Origin of the sequence: Variovorax paradoxus, assembly GCF_030815975.1 — a bacterium.
GTDB lineage: Bacteria > Pseudomonadota > Gammaproteobacteria > Burkholderiales > Burkholderiaceae_C > Variovorax > Variovorax paradoxus_N.
The window spans coordinates 2187762-2208937 of the sequence record NZ_JAUSXL010000002.1 but is presented as its reverse complement, the minus strand read 5'-3'; the positions used below and the strand labels follow the sequence as shown (position 1 = coordinate 2208937).

The 21176-nt window shown below is 67.9% G+C and carries 21 protein-coding genes; 4 read left to right on the top strand and 17 right to left on the bottom strand.

The features are described from left to right. Nucleotides 1-123: 123 nt before the first annotated feature. From mrdA to QFZ47_RS14145, 4 genes are all read right to left on the bottom strand, one after another. Nucleotides 124-2091, bottom strand: a complete 1968-nt coding sequence (gene mrdA / locus QFZ47_RS14160) for a penicillin-binding protein 2 (protein ID WP_307656233.1) — start codon at nt 2089-2091, stop codon at nt 124-126. Between the two features lie 70 nt (nt 2092-2161). Continuing rightward, entirely contained in the window at nt 2162-2683 is a 522-nt protein-coding gene (gene mreD, locus QFZ47_RS14155; RefSeq protein ID WP_307656232.1) for a rod shape-determining protein MreD, read from the bottom strand. After that, nucleotides 2680-3660 (bottom strand): rod shape-determining protein MreC, encoded by a 981-nt coding sequence (gene mreC / locus QFZ47_RS14150; RefSeq protein WP_307656231.1) that lies wholly within the window; start codon nt 3658-3660, stop codon nt 2680-2682. Before mreC ends, mreD begins: the two co-directional genes overlap by 4 nt. A gap of 85 nt (nt 3661-3745) precedes the next feature. Further along, nucleotides 3746-4789: a rod shape-determining protein gene (locus tag QFZ47_RS14145; RefSeq protein WP_007833435.1), complete on the bottom strand. Its 1044-nt coding sequence runs from the start codon at nt 4787-4789 to the stop codon at nt 3746-3748. 214 nt (nt 4790-5003) lie between these two features. Between QFZ47_RS14145 and gatC the strand changes: the two genes are divergently transcribed. From gatC to gatB, 3 genes are read left to right on the top strand one after another with little or no spacing between them, the layout of a single operon-like run. Further along, complete coding sequence (gene gatC, locus QFZ47_RS14140) at nt 5004-5303, top strand: Asp-tRNA(Asn)/Glu-tRNA(Gln) amidotransferase subunit GatC (protein ID WP_307656230.1); 300 nt, start codon at nt 5004-5006, stop codon at nt 5301-5303. Then, the gene (gatA, locus tag QFZ47_RS14135) at nt 5303-6793 is read left to right on the top strand and encodes an Asp-tRNA(Asn)/Glu-tRNA(Gln) amidotransferase subunit GatA (RefSeq protein ID WP_307658939.1); all 1491 of its coding nucleotides are present in this window, start codon (nt 5303-5305) and stop codon (nt 6791-6793) included. The genes gatC and gatA overlap by 1 nt, the downstream gene beginning before the upstream one ends. Before the next feature lies 1 nt (nt 6794). Further along, complete coding sequence (gatB, locus tag QFZ47_RS14130; protein WP_307656229.1) at nt 6795-8285, top strand: Asp-tRNA(Asn)/Glu-tRNA(Gln) amidotransferase subunit GatB; 1491 nt, start codon at nt 6795-6797, stop codon at nt 8283-8285. A gap of 64 nt (nt 8286-8349) precedes the next feature. On the opposite strand, the gene QFZ47_RS14125 is transcribed toward gatB, so the two are convergent. After that, on the bottom strand, nt 8350-9060 hold the full coding sequence (locus tag QFZ47_RS14125) for a DUF4124 domain-containing protein (protein WP_307656228.1): 711 nt from the start codon (nt 9058-9060) through the stop codon (nt 8350-8352). A gap of 9 nt (nt 9061-9069) precedes the next feature. Next, nucleotides 9070-9753 carry an orotate phosphoribosyltransferase gene (gene pyrE / locus QFZ47_RS14120; protein WP_307656227.1) on the bottom strand — a complete coding sequence of 228 codons (684 nt, stop codon included), beginning with the start codon at nt 9751-9753 and terminating at the stop codon, nt 9070-9072. Between the two features lie 13 nt (nt 9754-9766). On the opposite strand from pyrE, the gene QFZ47_RS14115 reads away from it, so the two are divergent. After that, a complete protein-coding gene (locus tag QFZ47_RS14115; protein WP_307656226.1) occupies nt 9767-10570 on the top strand; it encodes an exodeoxyribonuclease III in 804 nt (267 codons plus the stop codon). 13 nt (nt 10571-10583) lie between these two features. On the opposite strand, the gene QFZ47_RS14110 is transcribed toward QFZ47_RS14115, so the two are convergent. From QFZ47_RS14110 to QFZ47_RS14060, 11 genes are all read right to left on the bottom strand, one after another. Further along, complete coding sequence (locus QFZ47_RS14110) at nt 10584-11354, bottom strand: GntR family transcriptional regulator (protein WP_307656225.1); 771 nt, start codon at nt 11352-11354, stop codon at nt 10584-10586. Continuing rightward, nucleotides 11351-12022 carry a cysteine hydrolase family protein gene (locus QFZ47_RS14105; RefSeq protein WP_307656224.1) on the bottom strand — a complete coding sequence of 224 codons (672 nt, stop codon included), beginning with the start codon at nt 12020-12022 and terminating at the stop codon, nt 11351-11353. The genes QFZ47_RS14110 and QFZ47_RS14105 overlap by 4 nt, the downstream gene beginning before the upstream one ends. Nucleotides 12023-12353: 331 nt before the next feature. Further along, nucleotides 12354-13961, bottom strand: coding sequence for an ABC transporter ATP-binding protein (locus QFZ47_RS14100; RefSeq protein WP_307656223.1), 1608 nt, complete (start codon nt 13959-13961; stop codon nt 12354-12356). 312 nt (nt 13962-14273) lie between these two features. Further along, entirely contained in the window at nt 14274-14975 is a 702-nt protein-coding gene (gene biuH / locus QFZ47_RS14095; RefSeq protein ID WP_307656222.1) for a biuret amidohydrolase, read from the bottom strand. Further along, nucleotides 14972-15973: a formamidase gene (locus QFZ47_RS14090; protein ID WP_307656221.1), complete on the bottom strand. Its 1002-nt coding sequence runs from the start codon at nt 15971-15973 to the stop codon at nt 14972-14974. The genes biuH and QFZ47_RS14090 overlap by 4 nt, the downstream gene beginning before the upstream one ends. A gap of 5 nt (nt 15974-15978) precedes the next feature. Next, nucleotides 15979-16902 carry an ABC transporter permease gene (locus QFZ47_RS14085; RefSeq protein ID WP_307656220.1) on the bottom strand — a complete coding sequence of 308 codons (924 nt, stop codon included), beginning with the start codon at nt 16900-16902 and terminating at the stop codon, nt 15979-15981. Continuing rightward, the gene (locus QFZ47_RS14080; RefSeq protein WP_307656219.1) at nt 16899-17960 is read right to left on the bottom strand and encodes an ABC transporter permease; all 1062 of its coding nucleotides are present in this window, start codon (nt 17958-17960) and stop codon (nt 16899-16901) included. The genes QFZ47_RS14085 and QFZ47_RS14080 overlap by 4 nt, the downstream gene beginning before the upstream one ends. Nucleotides 17961-17971: 11 nt before the next feature. Further along, nucleotides 17972-19090, bottom strand: a complete 1119-nt coding sequence (locus QFZ47_RS14075) for a BMP family ABC transporter substrate-binding protein (RefSeq protein ID WP_307656218.1) — start codon at nt 19088-19090, stop codon at nt 17972-17974. A 48-nt stretch (nt 19091-19138) separates the two neighbouring features. Further along, nucleotides 19139-19519, bottom strand: coding sequence for an oxalurate catabolism protein HpxZ (gene hpxZ / locus QFZ47_RS14070; protein ID WP_307656217.1), 381 nt, complete (start codon nt 19517-19519; stop codon nt 19139-19141). Beyond that, nucleotides 19516-20349 (bottom strand): ABC transporter ATP-binding protein, encoded by an 834-nt coding sequence (locus QFZ47_RS14065; protein ID WP_307656216.1) that lies wholly within the window; start codon nt 20347-20349, stop codon nt 19516-19518. The genes hpxZ and QFZ47_RS14065 overlap by 4 nt, the downstream gene beginning before the upstream one ends. Next, nucleotides 20346-21176 (bottom strand): ABC transporter permease, encoded by an 831-nt coding sequence (locus QFZ47_RS14060; protein WP_307656215.1) that lies wholly within the window; start codon nt 21174-21176, stop codon nt 20346-20348. The genes QFZ47_RS14065 and QFZ47_RS14060 overlap by 4 nt, the downstream gene beginning before the upstream one ends.

Sequence of the window (21176 nt, the reverse complement as noted above, 5' to 3'; positions counted from 1 at the left end):
TTGTTCCCTCTCCCTCCGGGAGAGGGCCAGGGTGAGGGCAGCGGCCATCGTACGGGTGCCGCGCCTCATCGGCGGTACAGCGCCCTCACCCCCACCCTCTCCCGGAGGGAGAGGGAGCAAGATTCAGGGTGCGGTCGCGGCTGCGGCCGGCGCCGGCCATGCCACTTCGCTGGCCACGCGCGGCTTGCCGATCGGCGCGGTGGCCTTGCCGACCTTGATGGCGGCCATGTCGGCTTCGCTCGGATACTGGTCCGCGAGCCAGTAGTCGAACACGCGGCGTGCAATGGGCGCCGCGGCGCCCGCGCCCCAGCCGGCGTTCTCGACGACCACCGCCAGGGCGATCTTCGGATCGTTGACCGGGGCGAAGGCCATGAACAGCGCATGGTCGCGCTGGTGTTCTTCGAGCGCGCGCGCGTTGTACTTGGTGTTCTGCGCCTGCGTCACGGCCTGCGCGGTGCCGGTCTTGCCCGCCGCCTGGTAGGGCGCGCCCGCGAACACGCCGCGCGCGGTGCCGCTGGTGACCACGCTGGTCAGGCCCTCGCGAACCACCGCCACATTGGCTGCGGTGTAGCCCAGGTTCTCCGCCGGCAGCTTGGGCAGCGGCACCACCTGCCCGCTCACCGTGTTGCGCGTGGCCAGCACGAGGTGCGGCTTGTGCTTCAGGCCGCCGTCGGCCACGATGGACGTGGCCTGCGCGAGCTGCAGCATGGTGAAGGCGTTGTAGCCCTGCCCGATGCCCAGCGAAATGGTCTCGCCCGCATACCACTTCTTCTGCTCGGGCCGCTTGTAGGCGTTGCGCTTCCACTCGGTGCTCGGCAGCACGCCGCGCACCTCGCCGCCCAGATCGATGCCGGTGATCTGCCCGAAGCCCATCGGCTTCATGAAGTCGTGGATCAGGTCCACACCCATTTCGTTGGCCAGCGAGTAGTAGTAGATGTTGCTCGACAGCTGGATCGAGCGGCGCATGTCGACGCCGCCGATGTTGCCCTCGGGGCTGCCGAAGCGGTGGCCGCCGAAGTTGAAGTAGCCGGGGTCGTTCACCACCACGTTCGGGCCGCGCTTGCCGGTCTGCAGCGCCGCCAGCGCCATGAAGGGCTTGTAGGTGGAGCCGGGCGGATAGGTGCCGCGCAGCGCGCGGTTCAGGAGCGGCTTGTCGAGCGATTCGGTCAGCGCCTGCCAGCTCTCGGTGTCGATGCCTTCGACGAACAGGTTGGGGTCGAAGGTGGGCTTGCTCACGAAGGCCAGCACTTCGCCGGTCCTGGGATCGATGGCCACCAGCGCGCCGCGGCGGTCGCCGAACATGTCTTCCACCAGCTTCTGTAGCTTGATGTCGAGCGACAGCATCACGGTGTTGCCGGGCGTGGCCGGGTGGCTGGCGAGCCGGCGCACCGCGCGGCCGCCGGCCGAGGTTTCCATCTGCTCGACGCCGGTCTGGCCATGCAGCGTCTTCTCGTAGCTCTGCTCGATGCCCAGTTTGCCGATGTAGTCGGTGCCCTTGTAGTTGGCCTGGTCTTCCTCGGCCCAGTCTTCCATCGCGGTCTTCTCGCGCTGGTTGATGCGGCCGATGTAGCCGAGCACGTGCGAGGCCAGCTCGGCGTGCGGGTAGTTGCGGAACAGCCGGGCCTTGATCTCCACGCCCGGGAAGCGGTAGCGCTGCGCGGCGAAGCGCGCGACTTCCTCATCGCTCAGGCGGGTGCGGATGGGAATGGAATCGAAGCTGCGCGAATCTTCCCGCAAGCGCTTGAAGCGGCGGCGGTCGCGCGGCGAGACCTCGAGCACCTGAGTGAGGCTCTCGATGGTCTCTTCGACGTCGCCCACCTTCGAGGGCGTGATCTCCAGCGTGTAGGCCGAATAGTTCGAGGCCAGCACGATGCCGTTGCGGTCGAGGATCAGGCCGCGGTTGGGCACCACGGGCACGATGGCCGTGCGGTTGCTCTCGGCTTGCTCGGCCAGGTCTTCATGCCGCACCACCTGCAGGTAGAACAGGCGGGCGCCGAGCAGGCTGAACGCGAAGAGCACCACGAGGCCGATCACCACCACGCGGCGCTTGAAGCGCGCGAGATCGGCAGCGACGTTGCGGATTTCGGTCATGGCGTGCGAGCTTAGGCGCGGGCCATTGCCATGGCAACTGCTGGGGTCGAGGAGCCGGGGCGCGCCATGGCTACAGCGGCCGGTTCTCGTCAGGGTCCGGCGTGCGCAGCTGGGGCGCGAGCAGCAAGGCGGTGGCCAGCGGCCACAGCGCGGCCTCGATGGCCGGCGAGATCAGCACGCTCCAGCCCGGGAACACGCCGCCGCCGACCATCCGCGTGACCACCTCGATGAGCTGCGACAGCGCGAACAGCGGCAGCACCTGCAGCGCCTGCGAGGCCACCGGATACCACAGCAGGCGCCGGTGGATGGTGATCGCGAAGAAGCCCAGCGTGGTGTAGGACAGCGCATGCTGGCCCAGCATGGAGGCCTGGTGCACATCCATGCACAGCCCGAAGACGAAGGCCGCGCCGATGCCCACGCGCATCGGCTGGTGCACGCCCCAGAACACGATGGCCAGCGCAAGCAGGTCGGGCATCCAGGCGGTGCGGCCGATCGGGATCATGTTGATGAGCAGCGCCGCCACCAGGCTCGCCCACATGAACAGCGGGCTCACGGGCAGCAGGAGCTGCTGTTGTCCGGGACGCTTGATCATCGGGCGCGCTCCGCGGCTTTCTTGTCGGCCTTGTCGGCGGCCTTGTCCGTCTTGGCGGCCGGCTTGGCCTCGGGCTTCTTGCGCACGGCGGCGGCCGGCGCCGCGGGCGGCGGCGCCGAGGGCGCCCCCGTGGGTGCGAGCACCAGCACGTAGCGCGCAGCCGTCACATGGGCCAGCGGCACGCAGTAGATGCGCGCAAAGGCCGAATCGGCGCGGCGCTCGATGCGCTCGATCTTCGCCACCGGCAGGCCGGGCGGATAGACGCCGTCGACGCCGCTGGTGGACAGCAGGTCGCCCTCCTGCAGGTCGGCATTGGCGGCCATGAAGCGCAGTTCGAGGCCGCCGCCATGCGCCGACGCGTCGCCGAAGGCCACGCTGCGCACGCCGGTGCGGGTGTTCTGCACGGGAATGGAAAGATCGCGGTCGATCACCAGCGTGACCTCGCTCGTGAAAGGCTGCACCTGCGTCACCTGGCCGAGCACGCCGTGCGCGTCGATCACGGGCGACCCGGGCGCCACGCCCTGCGTGAGCCCCTGGTCGATGACGATCTTGCGCGTGTAGGGGTCGGCCGCGTCGTACAGCACCTCGGCCGCTCGGCCCGGGGCCTGGGTGGTCTGGCGCAGCTCGAGCAGCGCGCGCAGCCGCGCGTTGTCCTGCGCGAGCGTGTCGGCCTGGCTCGCGCGCTCGGCCTGCAGCATGAGCGCCTTGCGCGCCTCGTCCTCGTTGCGCTGGGCCGCCTGCAGGTCTTCGAAATAGCGGCTGCCGCCAACCACCATCTGCACCGGCTTGAGCGCCAGCCATTGCACCGGGTAGAGCACCGCGCCGACGGCCGCGCGCAGCGGCTGCACGAGATGGAAGCGCGCGTCGGCCACCATCAGGAACAGTGCGAGCGCGCCGAAGAAGATCAGCTTGCTGAGCGCCGACTGCCCCTGGTTGAACAGGGGCGGGGCTGTGCGATCGAGCGTGCCCAAGGGCATGGTTCAGGCCTGGCTGTGTGCAACGTCAGATGGCAAAAAAGCCGGCCTGCGCGAGCAGAGGCCGGCCGATGATGGCTTTCGCCTTTTACTCGCTCGTGAAGATGCTGCCCAGACGGTCCATGCGTTCCAGCGCGATGCCGCAGCCGCGCACCACGCAGGTCAGCGGGTCTTCGGCCACCAGCACCGGCAGGCCGGTTTCCTCGGCCAGCAGGCGGTCCAGGTCGCGCAGCAGCGCGCCGCCGCCGGTCAGCATCATGCCGCGCTCGGCGATGTCGGCGCCCAGCTCGGGCGGCGTCTGTTCCAGCGCGTTCTTCACGGCCGAGACGATGTTGTTGAGCGGATCGGTCAGGGCTTCCAGCACTTCGTTGCTGCTGATGGTGAAGCTGCGCGGCACGCCTTCGGAGAGGTTGCGGCCCTTGACTTCCATCTCCTTGACCTCGGAGCCCGGGAAGGCCGAGCCGATGTTCTTCTTGATGACTTCGGCCGTCGGCTCGCCGATCAGCATGCCGTAGTTGCGGCGGATGTAGTTGATGATGGCTTCGTCGAAGCGGTCGCCGCCCACCCGCACGGAGCCCTTGTAGACCATGCCGCCCAGGCTGATGACGCCCACTTCGGTGGTGCCGCCGCCAATGTCGACCACCATCGAGCCCGAGGCCTCGCTGACCGGCAGGCCGGCGCCGATGGCCGCGGCCATGGGTTCTTCGATGAGATAGACGGAGGTGGCGCCCGCCGCCTCGGCCGCGTCCTTGATGGCTCGGCGCTCGACCTGGGTCGAGCCGCAGGGCACGCAGATGATGATGCGCGGGCTCGGCGTGAGCAGCGTGCGCGGGTGCACCATCTTGATGAACTGCTTGATCATCTGCTCGGTGATCACGAAGTCGGCAATGACGCCGTCCTTCATCGGGCGGATGGCCTCGATGTTGCCGGGCACCTTGCCCAGCATGGCCTTGGCTTCCCGGCCCACGGCCTGGATCACCTTCTTGCCGTGGGGGCCGCCCTCGTGGCGGATGGCGACAACCGAGGGCTCGTCCAGCACGATGCCCTTGTTGCGGGCGAATATCAGTGTGTTGGCGGTGCCGAGGTCGATCGCAAGGTCGGTGGAAAAATACCGACGGAAAGCTCCAAACATGTGCGGAATCCTCTGGAGCACGCCTGCGCATCGGCAGGTCGTCGCTCTATTTTTTGGGTCGTTCGACGGGGTGAGTTGATCGTTTTTGGCGCAAAAGCCGGCGCGTTCGCGGGGGTTGCGGCAAAGGCGGGATAATACCCGAATCCCCTCTGATTCCTGTGTTAGCACCCTCTCCGGCGTGCGATTACTTCCGGTTTTTCGGCCGGTCCGACCCATGTCACTTTCCGCTTCCGATATTGCACGCATTGCCTCTTTGGCACGGCTGCAGCTTGCTTCCGACGAAAGCGAGCGCATGCTCAGCCAGATCAACGGCTTTTTTGACCTGGTCGAACGCATGCGTTCGGCCGACACCGCCGGGGTGGAGCCGCTGGCCCATCCGGTGGCGGCCGTCGAAGACATCACGCTGCGCCTGCGCGACGATGTGGCAAGCGAACCCGACAACCGCGAAGCCAACCAGAAGAGCGCCCCGGCCGTCGAAGCCGGCCTGTTTCTCGTGCCGAAAGTGATCGAATGATGAGCAGCGGTGAATTGCACCAGATGGGCGTGGCCGCTCTCGCCCGTGCCCTGGCCGAGCGCAAGGTTTCGGCCGTCGAGGCCTCCCAGGCCTTTCTCGGCCGCATGAAGGCCCATGAATCGCTCGGCACCTTCGTCGACGTAAACGAGGAAGTGACGCTGGGCCAGGCCCGCGCCGCCGACGCACTGATCGCCAAGGGCAACGCCCCCGCGCTCGCCGGCGTGCCCATTGCGCACAAGGACATCTTCGTCACCACCGATTTCGCCACCACCGCCGGCTCGAAGATGCTCGCGGGCTACCGCTCGCCGTTCGACGCCACCGTGGTGCGCCGCCTGGCCGAGGCCGGCGCGGTCACGCTCGGCAAGCTCAGCTGCGACGAATTCGCGATGGGCTCGGCCAACGAGAACGTCGCCGTGCCCGCCGTCGGCCACGACAAGGCCGTGCCGGTGCAGAACCCGTGGAACCGCGAACGCATTCCGGGCGGCTCCTCGGGCGCCAGCGCCGCGGCCGTGGCGGCCCGCCTCGCGCCCGCGGCCACCGGCACCGACACCGGCGGCTCGATCCGCCAGCCGGCGTCGTTCTGCGGCATCACCGGCATCAAGCCGACCTATGGCCGCGCCTCGCGCTACGGCATGGTGGCCTTCGCATCGAGCCTCGACCAGGCCGGCCCCATGGCCCGCTCGGCCGAAGACTGCGCGCTGCTGCTGTCGGCCTTCTGCGGCCCCGACCTGGACCGCGACTCGACCTCGATCGACATGCCCGCCGAGAACTTCGGCCGCTCGCTCGACGACTCGCTCGAGGGCCTGCGCATCGGCGTGCCGAAAGAATTCTTCGGCGAAGGCGTGGCGCCCGGCGTGCGCGCAGCCATCGATGCGGCGCTTGCGCAATACGAGAGGCTCGGCGCCCGGCGCGTCGAAGTCACGCTGCCGCTCACCGAACTGTCGATTCCGGTCTACTACATCCTGGCCGCGGCCGAAGCCTCGAGCAACCTGAGCCGCTTCGACGGCGTGAAGTTCGGCCACCGCGCGAAGCAGTACAAGGACCTGGCCGACATGTACGAGCGCACGCGCGCCGAGGGCTTCGGCGACGAGGTCAAGCGCCGCATCATGATCGGCACCTATGTGCTCTCGCACGGCTACTACGACGCCTACTACCTGCAGGCACAGAAGGTGCGCCGCATGATCGCCGACGACTTCCAGCAGGCCTTCAGGCAGTGCGATGTGATCGCCGGCCCCGCCGCGCCCACCACCGCCTGGAAGATCGGCGAGCACGGCGGCGACCCGGTGGCCGACTACCTGGCCGACATCTTCACGCTGCCGGCCTCGCTGGCCGGCCTGCCGGGCATGAGCGTGCCCGCGGGCTTCGACGCCGGCATGCCCGTGGGCCTGCAGTTGATCGCCAATTATTTCGGTGAAGCAAAGCTGCTGAACGCAGCCCATCGCTTCCAGCAAGCCACCGACTGGCACACGCGCACGCCGGAGGGCTTCTGAAATGAGCGAACCCGTGAACACTTTCGAAGCACAGCAACAGGGCCGCCCGACCGGCCCGCTGGTGCGCGGCTATGAAGTCATCATCGGCTTCGAGACGCACGCGCAACTCTCGACCGCGAGCAAGATCTTCAGCCGCGCCTCCACCGCCTTCGGCGCCGAGCCCAACACCCAGGCCTGCGCGGTCGACCTCGCGCTGCCCGGCACGCTGCCCGTGATGAACAAGGGCGCCGTCGAACGCGCCATCAAGCTGGGCCTTGCGCTCGGCTCGCACATTGCGCCGCGCAGCGTGTTCGCGCGCAAGAACTATTTCTATCCCGACCTGCCCAAGGGCTACCAGATCAGCCAGTACGAGATCCCGGTCGTGCAGGGCGGCGCGGTCTCGTTCTTCCTCGGCGAAGAAAAGAAGACCGTGCGCCTGGTGCGCGCCCACCTCGAGGAAGACGCTGGCAAGTCGCTGCACGAGAACTTCGTCGGCCAGAGCGGCATCGACCTGAACCGCGCCGGCACGCCGCTCTTGGAGATCGTGACCGAGCCCGACATGCGCTCCACCGCCGAGGCCGTGGCCTATGCGCGCGAGCTGCACAAGATCGTCACCTGGATCGGCATCTGCGACGGCAACATGCAGGAAGGGAGCTTTCGCTGCGATGCCAACGTGTCGGTGCGCAAGCCCGGCGAAAAGCTCGGCACGCGGCGCGAGATCAAGAACCTGAACAGCTTCAAGTTCATGCAGCAGGCCATCGACTACGAGATCAACTCGCAGATCAACGAGCTGGAAGACGGCCGCAAGATCGAACAGGCCACCGTGCTGTTCGACCCCGACACCGGCGAGACGCGCACCATGCGCACCAAGGAAGACGCGGCCGACTACCGCTACTTCCCCGACCCCGACCTGCCGCCGCTCGCCATTGAGCCCGAGTGGATCGAGCGCGTGCGCGCCGCCATGCCCGAGCTGCCGCGCGCCATGGCCGAGCGCTATGTGCGCGACCACGGCATGTCCGAATACGATGCGGCGCAGCTCACGCAGAGCCCGGCGCTCGCGCGCTATTTCGACGATGCGGTGAAGGCCGGCGCCACGCCCAAGCTCGCGAGCAACTGGATCACCGGCGAAATGGCGCGCCGCCTCAACGCGCAGGAAATCGGCATCGACGCCGCGCCGGTCGCGGCGCAGCAGCTGGCGCAGCTGGTCGGGCGCATTGCCGACGGCACGCTGCCTCACAACGCCGCGCGCCAGGTGTTCGACGCGCTCTGGACCGGCGAAGGCAGCGATGTCGACGCGATCATCGAAGCCAAGGACCTGAAGCCGATGAACGACACCGGCGCGCTCGACAAGATCCTGGACGAGGTGATCGCGAAGAACGCGAAGAACGTCGAGGAATACCGCGGCGGCAAGGAAAAGGCCCTCAACGGCCTCGTGGGCCAGGTGATGAAGGCCAGCGGCGGCAAGGCGAACCCCGCGCAGGTCACCGAACTGCTCAAGGCAAAACTGGGCTGACCTCCGGGCGGGCAACACCAGCGGCCCGGCTAAGCCGGTTCCGCGGTGTTCCCGAAAGGGCCGTTCAGCGCTTGACGACGCCGCCGTTCTCGGGGGACCAGATCTGCTTCAGGCGCCCGCGCTCCTCGTCGAAGCGCGCGTTGACGCGCTTCTTCTCATCTTCCTGCTCGCCGATGAAGCGGTTCTGCACCGCCACGCTCTGCGCGTTGTCCTCGAGCTTGCGGCGCACGGCGCCGGGCGCCTTGCTCGTGTCGTGCTTGTAGAACTCGAGCTCCTCATCGATCTTCTGGCGGTCTTCGGCGAGTTCGGCCAGGCGCTTCTTCGCGGCCTGGATCACCGCGTCGATCTGCACCAGCGCCTCGGCGCGCTCGCGGTCATGCACCGTGGCATTGGGATAGCGCACCAGCAACGCCCGCTCGCGGCGGCGCTCGTCGGTCAGCCGCGCGGCCTGCAATGCGGCCTCGCGGGCGCGGTCTTCGCGCTCGGCCAGTTCGCGGGCCGTGTACGTGGGCTCGATCCTGCGGCGCGTGGTGCCGCTCGGGCTCAGCTCGCGCTGTTCGCGGTCGCTGCATTCGGCAATCGGGCGGTCGGCCGTGAACGTGCGGCCGCGCGCATCGGTGCACGAATAAATGCCGGCGGCCGGCGCCGGTGCGGGTTGCGCCGGCACCGCGCCGGTCCACAGCGCCATCAGCAGCAGCAGCGGCAGCACCCGCGGGGCTGCGAACGATCGAGCCGCCTGGCCGGGCTTGTGGCGCATGGATGTGGGATGGGGCATGGAGTGGCCTCAGCTGGCGCCGTAGCGCGCGCGGTAGGCGAGCACCCGCTCATGGTGCGCCCCCAGGTCTGCGGCGGCATGGCCCGAGAGATAGTTCAGCAGGTCGTCGAGCGTGGCAATGGCCACCACCTCCAGGCCCAGGTTGTTGCGCACGTACTGCACCGCGCTGTGGGCCACATCGACGCCGTTTTCGGTGGCTTTTTCCTGCCGGTCGAGCGCAATGGCCACGGCGTGCGGTGTGGCGCCCGCGGCTTCGATGGCGGCAATGGATTCGCGCACCGCAGTGCCGGCCGACATCACGTCGTCGACGATCAGCACGCGCCCCTCGAGCGGCGCACCCACCAGGTTGCCGCCTTCGCCGTGCGCCTTGGCTTCCTTGCGGTTGTAGGCAAAGGGATAGTTGCGGCCGCGCCGGGCCAGTTCGGCCGCCACCGTGGCACCCAGCGGAATGCCCTTGTAGGCGGGGCCGAAGATCATGTCGAACTCGACGCCGCTCTCGATCAGCCGGTCTGCATAGAATCCGGCGAGCCGCGCGATCTTGGCGCCGTCGTCGAACAGGCCCGAATTGAAGAAGTAGGGGCTCAGGCGGCCAGCCTTGGTCTTGAACTCGCCGAAGCGCAGCACGCCGGCGTCGAGCGCGAACTGGACAAAGTCCTGCGCCACCGCGCTGCTTTTCTCACCATCTACAGCCATCGGGAAATTCCTTGTGTTCAAACTGACCAGCCTCAATCTCAATGGCCTGCGTTCGGCCGCCACGAAGGGGGTGGCGGACTGGGTGGCCGAACTTGCGCCGGATTGTATTTGCATGCAGGAAATCCGGGTGCAGGCGAGCGACATCGAAGGCCGGTTCGAGGAAATGGCCGGCCTTAAGGGCCATTTCCATTTCGCCGAGAAAAAAGGCTACGCCGGCACCGCGATCTACACGAAGCACGCGCCAAGCGCCGTGGTCGTGGGCTGGGGCGACGCCGAATTCGACGCCGAGGGCCGGTATCTCGAACTGCGCTTCGACACGCCTGAACGCAAGCTCTCGATCATCAGCTGCTACTTCCCGAGCGGCAGTTCGGGCGAGGAGCGGCAGCAAGCCAAGTTCCGTTTCCTGAAGGGATTTTTCCCGCACCTCATCGCGCTCAAGAAGGAGCGCGAATTCATCCTCTGTGGCGACATCAACATCGCCCACAAGGAAATCGACCTCAAGAACTGGCGCGGCAACCAGAAGAACAGCGGCTTCCTGCCCGAGGAGCGCGCCTGGATGACCCGGCTGCTCGACGCCGGCACCGACGGTGCGGGCCTGGCGGACGTCTACCGCATGCTCAAGCCCGACACCACGGCCGAGGCCTACACCTGGTGGAGCAACCGCGGCCAGGCCTATGCCAACAACGTGGGATGGCGGCTCGACTACCACCTGGCCACACCGGCCCTGGGTGCGCTCGCGCGCAGCGAGCAGATCTACAAAACCGTGAAGTTCAGCGATCACGCGCCGATCACGGTGGATTACGACTTCACGCTGTAGCCAAAGCCGCCGCTCAGCGCGGCGCGGCCTTGCCCGCATGCCGCGCCAGGTGCACCTGGTGCAGCGTGATCTTGCGCACCTCGGCCTGGCTGGTCTCGATGTGCGCGCGCAGCAGCATCGCGGCCTGGTCGCCGCGGTTGGCGCGCACGGCCTTGAGAATCTTGCCGTGCTCCTCGTAGGTGGCGTCGATGCGCGGCTGCTGCGTGAAGTCGAGCCGGCGGATGATGCGGATGCGCTCGGTCACGTCGCTGTGCACGCGCGCCATCTCGGCGTTGCCCGCGGCCGCCACGAGCGCGCAGTGAAAGGCCTCGTCCCACTGCGCCACCTGCGCGGTGTCGCTGCTGCGCTGCGCCGCGGGCACGAGCCAGATGTCGGCCAGCGTGTCGAGCAGGCTGCGGTCGACGCGGCGGCCGGCCTCGCAGAGGCGGTGCACGGCAGTGGTCTCGAGCACCATGCGCAGGTCATAAAGCTGCTCGAACTGGTCGAAGTCGAACGGCAGCACGCGCCAGCCGCTGCGGAACAGCACCTCGACGAAGCCCTCCTGCTGAAGGCGGAACAGCGCCTGCCGCACGGGCGTGCGCGAAACGCCGAGCCGTTCGCTGATCTCGTTTTCGGTGAAGCGGTCGCCGGGCACGAGGATGAAATCGGCCACGTCGCGCTTGAGCTGCGCGTAGACCTCGTCGGCGCGCGTGCGGAAAACGGCCTTGTCGGAAGCGGGCGTGGGCGCGGGCGAAGCGGAGCGGGAGCGAACGGTAGACACGTGCGGAATGTTAGTCGCTGTCATTGCCCCTGTTGGCGAAGCACCGCCAGCAGCGCGGCGCTCGGCGCGGTCCAGCCGACGATCGCGCCCTGTGCGCGGACCATGTCGAGCGTGGCCGCCTTGAAGGCCGGGAAGTAGCTCTCGGTGCAGTCTTCGAGCAGCAGGCTGTCGTAGCCCCGGTCGTTGGCCTCGCGCATGCTGGTCTGCACGCAGACCTCGGTGGTGACGCCGCCGAACAGCAGGTGCGTGATGCCGCGCTGCTGCAGCAGTTCGTGCAGCCCGGTGGCATAGAACGCGCCCTTGCCGGGCTTGTCGATGACGATTTCGCCTTCCACGGGCGCCAGCGCATCGATGATCTGGCTGCCCGGTTCGCCTGCGACGAGGATGCGGCCCATCGGTCCTTCGTCGCCAATGCGCAGGCTCGGGTTGCCGCGGTTGCGTTTGGCGGGCGGGCAGTCGGAGAGGTCCGCCTTGTGCGCTTCCCGGGTGTGGACCACGAGGCCGCCGGCCCGTCGCCACGCCTCCAGGGCTGCCCGGGTTGCGGGCACGATGGCTTCGAGCAAGGACACATCGTTGCCCAGCGTTTCGCCGAAGCCGCCGGGCTCGATGAAGTCGCGCTGCATGTCGATGAGGACCAGTGCTGTGTTCCTGACCTCGAATTCGTAGGGGAAGGGGGCGGCCTCTATTCGCATTCTTGTCTCGCTGTTGTTCAGGGCGGGGGTGCGGCGATGAGCGGTGTGTCCCCGGCCGGCCGACCGGGAACACACCGCCCATCGCCGCGGACGCATCGACTGCGAACACTCCACCTCGAAGCCCGGTGTGCGGTGCGGTGTGGGCGCCCCCTCTGTGCCGCCGAGGAGCGCAGCGTTTCGCGGATCAGGGCTCGCAGCTGTTTGAGCGAAGCGAGTTCTGCGAGACCCCGCGAAACGCGAGCACCGCAGGGGAGCCGCGCAGCGGCCGGCACAGTGGGGGCGACCGCGCCGCACCGCGCACCGGGCAGCCCAGCAACAGCCGGCAGGGCACTCATGCCGAGGCCTTCAGCGGCGGCGGCTCGCCATGGTGTCCCCCACCCATGTGCGCCCCGATCACATGCCTTTCGGCCCCCGCAGCCGACGTCTCGAACACGATCCGCCCTTCGCTCATCACGACGATGCGGTCCGCAAGCTCCAGCAGCTCGTCGAGGTCCTCGCTGATCAGCAGCACCGCCCCGCCCTTCTCGCGCACCTGCACGATGCGCTCGTGGATCTCGGCCACGGCCGCGAAGTCCAGGCCGAACACGGGGTTCGCCGCGATCAGCACGTTGATGTCGCCGGCCAGCTCTCGCGCCAGCACCGCACGCTGCACATTGCCGCCCGAGAGGCTGCGGATCGGCGCGCCCTCGCCCTGCGTCTTCACGCCGTATTCGGCAATCCATTCGCGCGCCCGCTGGCGCCAGAACGGAAAGTTCAGCACGCCGCCGCGCGACAGCGGCGGCCGGTCGAAATCGCGCAGCGCCATGTTCTCCGCCACGCTGAGGTCGCCCACGCAGGCATTGCGCAGCGGCTCCTCGGGCAGGCTGCGGACCTTGAGGCTGCGGTTCTCTGCGCGGCGCGCGCTGTAGGGCCGGCCCATCACGCTCACCTTGCCGGCCAGCCGCGGACGCTGCCCGACCAGGGCCTCGACCAGTTCGCGCTGCCCGTTGCCCGAAACGCCCGCCACGCCGAGGATCTCGCCGGCGCGCACCGACAGGCCCAGCCCGTGCAGCGCCAGCGTGCCGCGGTCCCCCTGCGCCTCGAGGCCTTCGACCCGCAAGGCGACGGGTGCCGCATCGGGCACCGGTGCTCTGGCGATGGGCGAGGAAGCCGGCGCAGACGCTGAAACGCCCTCGCCGCCCATCATGGCCTGCGCCAGCTGCGCCGGGCTCGTGTCCGCCACGCGGCAGTGGTGCACCGCCTTGCCGCGGCGCAGCACCGTCACGCTGTCGGCATAGGCCATCACCTCGCGAAACTTGTGCGTGATGATGAGCACGGTGCACATGCCGCTTCGCGCGAACTCGCGCACATGACCCAGCACCTCGTCGGCCTCCTGCGGCGTGAGCACCGAGGTCGGTTCGTCGAGAATCAGCAGGCGCGGCTTCAGGTAGAGCTGCTTGAGCAGTTCGAGCTTCTGTTTCTCGCCCGCCGCCAGTTCGGATGGCCGCACGTCGAGATCGAGGCTGAAGGGCGTGGTCGCAAGAAAATCCTTGAGCTCCGCGCGCTTGCCCTTCCAGTCGATCAGCGCGGGCGTCTTGCCGCCCGCGAGCAGCAGGTTCTCGGCCACCGTCATGCCCGGTGCCAGCGTGAAATGCTGGTAAACCATGCCGATGCCCAGCGCACGCGCCACGATCGGGTTGGCAATGTCCTGCTCGCGCCCGTCGATCAGGATGCTGCCCTCTTCCGCACGCTGGAAACCGGCCACGCATTTCACCAGCGTGCTCTTGCCCGCGCCGTTCTCGCCCAGCAACGCATGCACCGTGCCGGGCTCGACGCGCATCGTCACGCGGTCCATCGCGGTGAAGGCGCCGAAGCGCTTGGTCAACTCATAGGTGTCGAGCGCGAGCGCGCCGCTGCCTGCGGGGAGCGCGCCAATGGCGTGAGGCAATGCGGTGGTCATATCAGTTTTCACCGCGCGTTCGGCTGCTCTTGTCCGGGGCGCTGTTGCTGTTGTTCAGGGCGCGTGCACAGGCCACCGGGTACTCCCCTCCGCGAATGTCCCCCGGCCTGCGGCCTCCTCCTTGATTTCGCTGCGGGGAGCACCCGATGCCCTGTGCACGATGGGCGCTGCCGTTGTGTCGCTCGATCAACGACCGCTCCGAATAACGCTCCCGTCGGCGGGAGCGCGCCCTGAATGACTCACAACGGGACAAACAAAAAAAGCAGGAATTCATTCAGCTGCTCCATGCACATGGCGCGACCCGTGGCGTTCTCATAGGGCCGCCAGCAAGGCCTGCGACATTGCATGCGCGCCGAACACGCCGCCCTGCATCGTGATCATCTTGAGAGCCGCCAGATGGTTGCCGTGGTCGGTGGCGGCCGTGCAGTCCGACAGCAGCAGGCATTCGAAGCCGCGGTCATTCGCGTCGCGCATCGTGGTGTGCACGCACACGTCGGTGGTGATGCCCGCGAGCACCAGATTCTCGATGCCGCGCGTGCGCAGGATCAGCTCCAGGTCGGTGGCATAGAACGAGCCCTTGCCGGGCTTGTCGATCACCACCTCGCCGGGCAGCGGCGCGAGTTCGGGAATGATCTCCCAGCCCGGCTCGCCGCGCACCAGGATGCGCCCGCACGGCCCGTCGTCGCCGATGCCCACGCCGTTGGCGCCGATCTGGCGCGAGCGCCAGCGCTTGTTGGCGGGCAGGTCGGCCAGGTCCGGCCGGTGGCCTTCGCGCGTGTGGATGATGTGAAAGCCCAGCGGCCGCAGCGCCGCGAGCGTGCGCGCGATCGGCTGGATCGGCGCCTGCACCAGCGAGAGGTCGTAGCCCATCACGTCGACGTAGCCGCCCTTGCCGCAGAAGTCGGTCTGCATGTCGATCACGATGAACGCGGTATTGCCGGGCCGCAGGTCGCCGTTGTAGGGCCAGGCATAGGGCTCGGCGGCCACGTGGCGGGAAGGTGTCGTGTCGTTCATCGCTTGTTTCCTTCGTAGGTGCGCTCCGGCGCTGCAAAGCCGCAGGAGGTGCCGTCGGTCACCTTCACCTCGGCGCTCCAGGGCAGGCTGTAGATGCCGGCGGCCATGTCGTGCATGTAGGTGTAGGGGCAGTCCTGGGCGCCGCCCTTCACCGCCACGTAGCCGCGGTGGTAGAGCTGGTAGATGTTGTTCTCCACGCCCCAGCCGGTGCGCGCCTCGCGCACGAGGTCGGGCCGCAGCTCGGCGGTGATGATCTCGTCGGCGCGGCCGCCGCCCTCGGCCAGCACCGTGCCGTCGAAATTGCAGAACATGCCCTCGCCCATCGAGTCGAAGCTGCCGTCGCTGCCGCTGAGGCACACGCTCGCGGTGTAGGCCAGGTTGCAGAAGGCGTTGGCCTGGTTGGTGATCTTCCATGCATGGCGGATCGGCGCCGTGTAGCCCGCCGTGCGCAGGATGATGTCGGCGCCCTTGTAGGCGGCCTCGCGCGCCATCTCGGGGAACATGCCGTCGTGGCAGATGATGAGCGAGAGCCTGCTGCCGTTCGGCCCGTCGCACACCGGGATGCCGAGGTTGCCGGGCTCCCACGGCTCGACCGGCACCCACGGATGCAGCTTGCGGTAGTAGAGCCTGATGGCGCCCTGGTCGTCGATGATGAGCCCGCTGTTGTACGGATTGCCGTCGGGGTTGGCTTCCATGATCGAGAAGCAGCCCCAGATGCGGTGCGCGATGCAGGCGCTCTTGAAGGCGGCCACCTCGGGCCCGTCGAGCGTGCACATGATTTCGGGGTTCATGTCCATCGAGAGGCCGTGCAGCGCGTACTCGGGAAACACCACGAGATCCATGGTCGACTGGTTGCGGCGTGCCTTGCCCACCATCTCGCAGATGCGCTGCGTCTGCGCGGCCAGGTCGGCCGGCGTCTTCACGCTCGGCAGCTGCAGCTGCACCAGGCCGACGACGACGCCGTGGGCCGATTTGTTGAGGCCTCCGAGACCGCTCATGGGATTCAGCTCCTTGTCGATGAAAGTTCGCCCGGGGCGCCGGCGGCTGCCGTGCCGGGCCTGCAGGTCAACACCAGAATCACCAGCGTGAGCACGTAGGGCACGGTGTTGAACAGGTGATAGCCCCAGCCGATGCCGATGGATTGCAGCGCCGGTCCGATGGCGCCCGCCCCGCCGAAGAGCAGCGCCGCACCCACGCAGCGCAGCGGGCTCCAGCGCGCGAAGATCACGAGCGCCACCGCGATCAGGCCCTGGCCGCTCGAGATGCCTTCGTTCCAGCTGCCCGGATAGAACAGCGTGAGCGATGCACCGCCGAGCCCGGCGATGAAGCCGCCCGCCGTGGTGGCTGCGATGCGCAGGCCCGAGACCGAATAGCCGAGCGCGCGCGTGGCCTGCGCCGAGTCGCCGGCCATGCGCACCAGCAGGCCGGCCCGCGTGCGCGCAAAGCCCCACCAGAGCAGCACCGCCAGCGCCACGCCGATCGGCACCAGCGCATTGAGTTGCAATGCCGAGCGCACCACCGTGTTGTCGCTCCAGAAGCCCAGCGGTATCGCAGGAATCTGCGGCGCCTGCGGCTGGATCAGCGGCTTGCCAAGATAGAACGCGAGCCCCGTGCCGAGCAGCATCAGCGCGATGCCGGTCGCGACGTCGTTCACGCGATCGAGCGAGCACAGGAGGCCATGCAGCAGCGCGAGCGCCGCCCCCGCCATCGCGCCGATCAGCACGCCGAGCCACGCCGAATCGGTGAGATAGGCACCGCCGAAGGCCGCCATGGCCGAGAGCACCAGCACGCCTTCGAGCCCGAGGTTGATGCGGCCCGATTTCTCGGTGAGGCATTCGCCGAGGCTCACGAACAGGAAGGGCGCGCCCACGCGCAGCGCACCGCCGACGATGCCGGCCGCGAGCGCAATCCACTGGTCCGCGGTCATCGCACCGCCCCCGCGCCGCGCGGAACGCGCGCGCGCAGGGCGTTCCAGTCGACCATGCGCAACCCCTCGCTCGCAAGGATCAGCACGAAGGCAATGCCCTGCAGCACCAGCACCGAAGCATCGGGCAGCCCGAGCCTGCGCTGCAGCAGGCTGCCGGCCGCGCCGAAGCCGCCAAAAAGAATCGCCACCGGCACGATGGCCACCGGGTTGTGGCGCGCGATGAACGACACCAGGATGCCCGCATAGCCGTAGCCCGCGATCAGCGAGGCATTGGCATTGGTGTGCACCGCCGCCACCTCGACGGCGCCCGCGAGCCCCGCGCAGGCGCCGCCGAGCCCGCAGGCCCCGAGGATGAGCCGCGTGGCCGGCAGTCCCACGAGCTGCGCGGTGCGCGGATTGCCGCCCACCACGCGCACCGAAAAGCCCGAGGCCGTGGCGCGCAGCCACCACCCGAGCGCCAGGCAGGCGACCACGCCGATCACGAAGCCCCAGTGCACGTCCGAACCGCCGATGCCGCCGATCAGCAGCCCGTCGGCGAGCGCATGGGTCGATGGTTTGTTGAGGCTCGCCGGATCGCGCAGCGGCCCCTCGACCAGGTGCTTGAAGATGCCGATGGCGATGTAGGCCAGCAGCAGGCTGCTGATGGTTTCGTTGATGCCGCGGTACTGGCGCAGCCAGCCCGCAAGCATGATCCACAGCGCACCGGCCGCCGCGCCTGCGAGGCAGACCACCACTGTGCCCAGCATGTTGCCGGGCAGCGGCACCGCATGCGCGAGCGCGGCAGAGGCCAGGCCACCGAGCACCAGCGCGCCTTCTCCGCCGATGACGATCAGCCCCGCCCGCGCGGGCAGCGCCACGCACAGTGCGGTGAGCATCAGCGGCGCGGCGCGCTGCAGGGTGTTCTGCCACGAGAACCAGTCGCCGAACGCACCCTTGAAGAGCGTCGCCCAGACCTCCACCGGATCGACGCCGGCAAAGGCCACGAGCAGCCCGAACAGCAGCAGCGCCGCCGCGATGGCGAACGTCGGCAGGGCGAATTCCTTGAGCGCGTGACGCATGGGCTTGAAACTCAGGCCGAACCGACGACGCCTTCGACCAGGTAGTTCATCTTTTCGAGTTCCAGGTCGGTCTGCTTCAAGACCTTGCCGGCCGGCACCACGACCGCGCCCTTGTTGTCCTTGATGCCGTCCTTGAAGATGTCGAAGGTGCCCGCGATCATCTTCGCCTTGATGTCGTCGGCCTGCTTCTTCGCGGCGTCCGGCACCATCGGGCCATAGGCCGACATCTTCACGTAGCCTTCCTTCAAACCGCCGCGCAGGAAGTTGGGATGCGGCTTGCCGGTCTGCGCGGCCTCGATGGCGGTCTTGTAGGCCGTGAGCCAGTTCCATTCGGCACCGGTGAGGTACGCGTTGGGCGCGAGCTTGGCCTGGCTCGCGTGGTAGCCGCAGACCATCTTGCCGCGCTTGGCCGCGGTCTCCACCACCACCTTGGGGCCGTCGACGTGCATGGTGAAGACATCGCAGCCCTGGTCGGCCAGGCTGTTGGTGGCTTCGGCTTCCTTCACGGCCATCGACCAGTCGCCGGTGAAGATCACGCTGCAGGTGATGTTCGGCTTGACCGAGCGCGCACCCAGCGTGAAAGCGTTGATGTTGCGCAGCACCTGCGGAATCGGCTTGGCGGCGACGAAGGCGATCTTGTTGCTCTTGGTCATGTGCGCCGCGATCACGCCGTTCAGGAACTGGCACTCGTCGATGTAGCCGAAGAAGCTGCCGGCGTTCTTCGGGTGCTTGCCTTCGGTCCAGAGGCCGCCGCAGTGCGAGAAGCGAACGTCGGGGTACTTCGGCGCGACAGCCAGGATGTGCGGATCGAAATAGCCGAACGAGGTGGGGAACAGGAGCTTGGCGCCGTCCTGCGAGATCATGCCGGCCATGGTCTTCTGCACGGCGGCGGTCTCGGGCACGTTCTCTTCTTCGACCACCTTGATGCCGGGCAGCTTCTTGACCTCGGCCGCGGCCATGGCGTGCGCCTGGTTGTAGCCATAGTCGTCGCGCGCGCCGACGTAGATCACGCCGACGGTCAGCGGCTTGGCCTGTGCGCCGGCGAGCGCGCTCCAGCCTCCGAGGGTGCCGGCGGCGCCGAGCGCGGCCAGGGACTTGAGGGAATCGCGGCGATTGATTGGGCTTGTCATGGCGTTCTTTCCAGAGGTTGAAGGGAGTGCAAAAAATGTGCCCCGCGCTCAGCCCAGCAGGCTCACGTGGGCGGCAACCACGCGCCAGCCCTCGGCCGTGCGCAGCCAGGTCTGGCTCTGCCGGCCGGTCTGGCCGCTGCCTTCGCGGCGGAACTCGACGTTGGCGGTCGCGAAGTCGCGGCCGTAGGTGGTGATGACGGTGCGCAGCAGCTCGCGCGGCGGGCTCTGCACCGGCAGCGATGCGCGAAAGGCGCGGATGCCGGCATGGCCGTAGTGGTTCTCCGAGAAACCGTAGCGCAGCGTCAGCGGGCTGTTCCAGAACAGTTCGTCGAGCACTGCGGGCTGGTTGGCCATGAGCGCTTCTTCGTAGCGTGCGAACACGGCCGTCACTTCGGCGAGCACCTCGGGAATGTTGATCTCCAGCGTCATCTGCGCACCTCGCGCTGGAAGATGTCGAGGCTGAGCTTCTTGGTTGCCACGAAGCTGTCGGTGCTGAGCGTCTCGACCGTGCGTGGCCGCGCATCGCCGTAGCGCAGGATCTCGGCCACCCTGGTGGGCCGCTTGGTCAGCAGCAGCACCTCGTCGGCCAGGTACACGGCCTCTTCGAGGTCGTGCGACACCAGCAGCATGGTGGTGCCCGTCTGCATGAACACCTCCTGCAGCTTCTCGCGGATGAAGAGCGTCATCTCGAAATCGAGCGCCGAAAAGGGTTCGTCGAGAAACAGCACCTCGGGCTTGGGCGCGAGCGCACGCATGATCGATGCGGTCTGCTGCTGGCCGCCCGAGAGCTCGTACGGAAAGCGCTTCAAGTCGAACTTCACGTCGAAGGATGCGACGAGTTCTTCCATGCGCCGGTCGACCTCGGCCTTGCTGCGCCCTTCGAGCTTGAGCGGATAGGCGATGTTGTCGATGGTGCGCATCCACGGGAACATCGCCTCGCGGTAGTTCTGGAACACGTAGCCGATCTTGGTGTCCTTGCGCTGCTTCCCGTCGAACAGGATCTCGCCCGCATCGATGGGAACGAGCCCCGCGATCATGTTGATGAGCGTGGACTTGCCGCAGCCGTTGGGCCCGAATACCGAGACGATCCGGTGCTTGGGAATGTCGAGGTCGAAGTTCTCGTACAGCGGCCAGCCCGCGAAGTACTTGGTGAGCCCTCGGATGGTGATGTGCGTGCCGGCCGGGCCGGGCTTGAAGACGGGCCTGGGCACGTCGGCATACACCGGGCCGTTGACGACGATGTCTTGCGTGGCTTTCATCTTCCGCTCCAGTGCACGATGCGGCGCTCGGCGACGAGAAAGAGAATGTTGAGCGCATAGCCCAGTGCGCCCGCCGCAAGAATGGCCGCGTACATGCTCTTGACGTTGAGCACCTGCTGCGCATCGATGATGCGGTGCCCCAGGCCGGTGTCGGAGCCGATGAACATCTCGGCCACGATGACGATCACCAGCGCCATCGACACGGCCGAGCGCAGGCCCACGAAGCTGGGCTGCAGGCTTTCCCACACCAGCACGTCCTTGAAGATCTGCCAGCGCGAGGCGCCCATGACGCGCGCCGCCATCACGCGCTGCTTGCGCGCATTGATCACGCCGTAGGCGCTGTTGAACACCACGATCAGCAGCGCGCCGAAAGCCGCGATGGCCACCTTGTTGACGTCCGACACGCCGAAGATCAGCAGGAACAGCGGAATCAGCGCGGACGACGGCGTGGAGCGGAAGAAGTCGATCAGGAACTCGACGCTGCGATAAGCACGCTCGTTGCTGCCGAGCAGCACGCCCAGCGGCACGCCGACCACCGCCGCAATCGCGAAGGCCTGCAGCGTGCGCCACACCGTCATCGCAAAGTCGGTGAGCAGCGGCCCGCCCGCGAGCCCCGGGATCAGCGCCGCAATGGTGTCGGCCGGCGTGGGCAGGAGGATCGGCTTGATGAAGCCCAGGCGCACCGCCAGGTCCCACACGATGAACAGTGCCACCGGGCCGATGAAGGGCAGCAGGCGGTCGCGCAGCGGCGGTTTCGGTGCCGCCGCCGTCGCGCCGGCGGCGGGCGGTGTCCACGGCGCGGCCGTGCTCGTGCTTGCGTCGGCCAT

What these genes read in the sequence shown, in the direction of transcription:
- mrdA (WP_307656233.1), bottom strand. Translation starts at nt 2,091, where the DNA reads ATGACCGAAATCCGCAACGTCGCTGCCGATCTCGCGCGCTTCAAGCGC.
- mreD (WP_307656232.1), bottom strand. Translation starts at nt 2,683, where the DNA reads ATGATCAAGCGTCCCGGACAACAGCAGCTCCTGCTGCCCGTGAGCCCG.
- mreC (WP_307656231.1), bottom strand. Translation starts at nt 3,660, where the DNA reads ATGCCCTTGGGCACGCTCGATCGCACAGCCCCGCCCCTGTTCAACCAG.
- QFZ47_RS14145 (WP_007833435.1), bottom strand. Translation starts at nt 4,789, where the DNA reads ATGTTTGGAGCTTTCCGTCGGTATTTTTCCACCGACCTTGCGATCGAC.
- gatC (WP_307656230.1), top strand. Translation starts at nt 5,004, where the DNA reads ATGTCACTTTCCGCTTCCGATATTGCACGCATTGCCTCTTTGGCACGG.
- gatA (WP_307658939.1), top strand. Translation starts at nt 5,303, where the DNA reads ATGAGCAGCGGTGAATTGCACCAGATGGGCGTGGCCGCTCTCGCCCGT.
- gatB (WP_307656229.1), top strand. Translation starts at nt 6,795, where the DNA reads ATGAGCGAACCCGTGAACACTTTCGAAGCACAGCAACAGGGCCGCCCG.
- QFZ47_RS14125 (WP_307656228.1), bottom strand. Translation starts at nt 9,060, where the DNA reads ATGCCCCATCCCACATCCATGCGCCACAAGCCCGGCCAGGCGGCTCGA.
- pyrE (WP_307656227.1), bottom strand. Translation starts at nt 9,753, where the DNA reads ATGGCTGTAGATGGTGAGAAAAGCAGCGCGGTGGCGCAGGACTTTGTC.
- QFZ47_RS14110 (WP_307656225.1), bottom strand. Translation starts at nt 11,354, where the DNA reads ATGACAGCGACTAACATTCCGCACGTGTCTACCGTTCGCTCCCGCTCC.
- QFZ47_RS14105 (WP_307656224.1), bottom strand. Translation starts at nt 12,022, where the DNA reads ATGCGAATAGAGGCCGCCCCCTTCCCCTACGAATTCGAGGTCAGGAAC.
- QFZ47_RS14100 (WP_307656223.1), bottom strand. Translation starts at nt 13,961, where the DNA reads ATGACCACCGCATTGCCTCACGCCATTGGCGCGCTCCCCGCAGGCAGC.
- biuH (WP_307656222.1), bottom strand. Translation starts at nt 14,975, where the DNA reads ATGAACGACACGACACCTTCCCGCCACGTGGCCGCCGAGCCCTATGCC.
- QFZ47_RS14090 (WP_307656221.1), bottom strand. Translation starts at nt 15,973, where the DNA reads ATGAGCGGTCTCGGAGGCCTCAACAAATCGGCCCACGGCGTCGTCGTC.
- QFZ47_RS14085 (WP_307656220.1), bottom strand. Translation starts at nt 16,902, where the DNA reads ATGACCGCGGACCAGTGGATTGCGCTCGCGGCCGGCATCGTCGGCGGT.
- QFZ47_RS14080 (WP_307656219.1), bottom strand. Translation starts at nt 17,960, where the DNA reads ATGCGTCACGCGCTCAAGGAATTCGCCCTGCCGACGTTCGCCATCGCG.
- QFZ47_RS14075 (WP_307656218.1), bottom strand. Translation starts at nt 19,090, where the DNA reads ATGACAAGCCCAATCAATCGCCGCGATTCCCTCAAGTCCCTGGCCGCG.
- hpxZ (WP_307656217.1), bottom strand. Translation starts at nt 19,519, where the DNA reads ATGACGCTGGAGATCAACATTCCCGAGGTGCTCGCCGAAGTGACGGCC.
- QFZ47_RS14065 (WP_307656216.1), bottom strand. Translation starts at nt 20,349, where the DNA reads ATGAAAGCCACGCAAGACATCGTCGTCAACGGCCCGGTGTATGCCGAC.
- QFZ47_RS14060 (WP_307656215.1), bottom strand. Translation starts at nt 21,176, where the DNA reads ATGGCCGACGCAAGCACGAGCACGGCCGCGCCGTGGACACCGCCCGCC.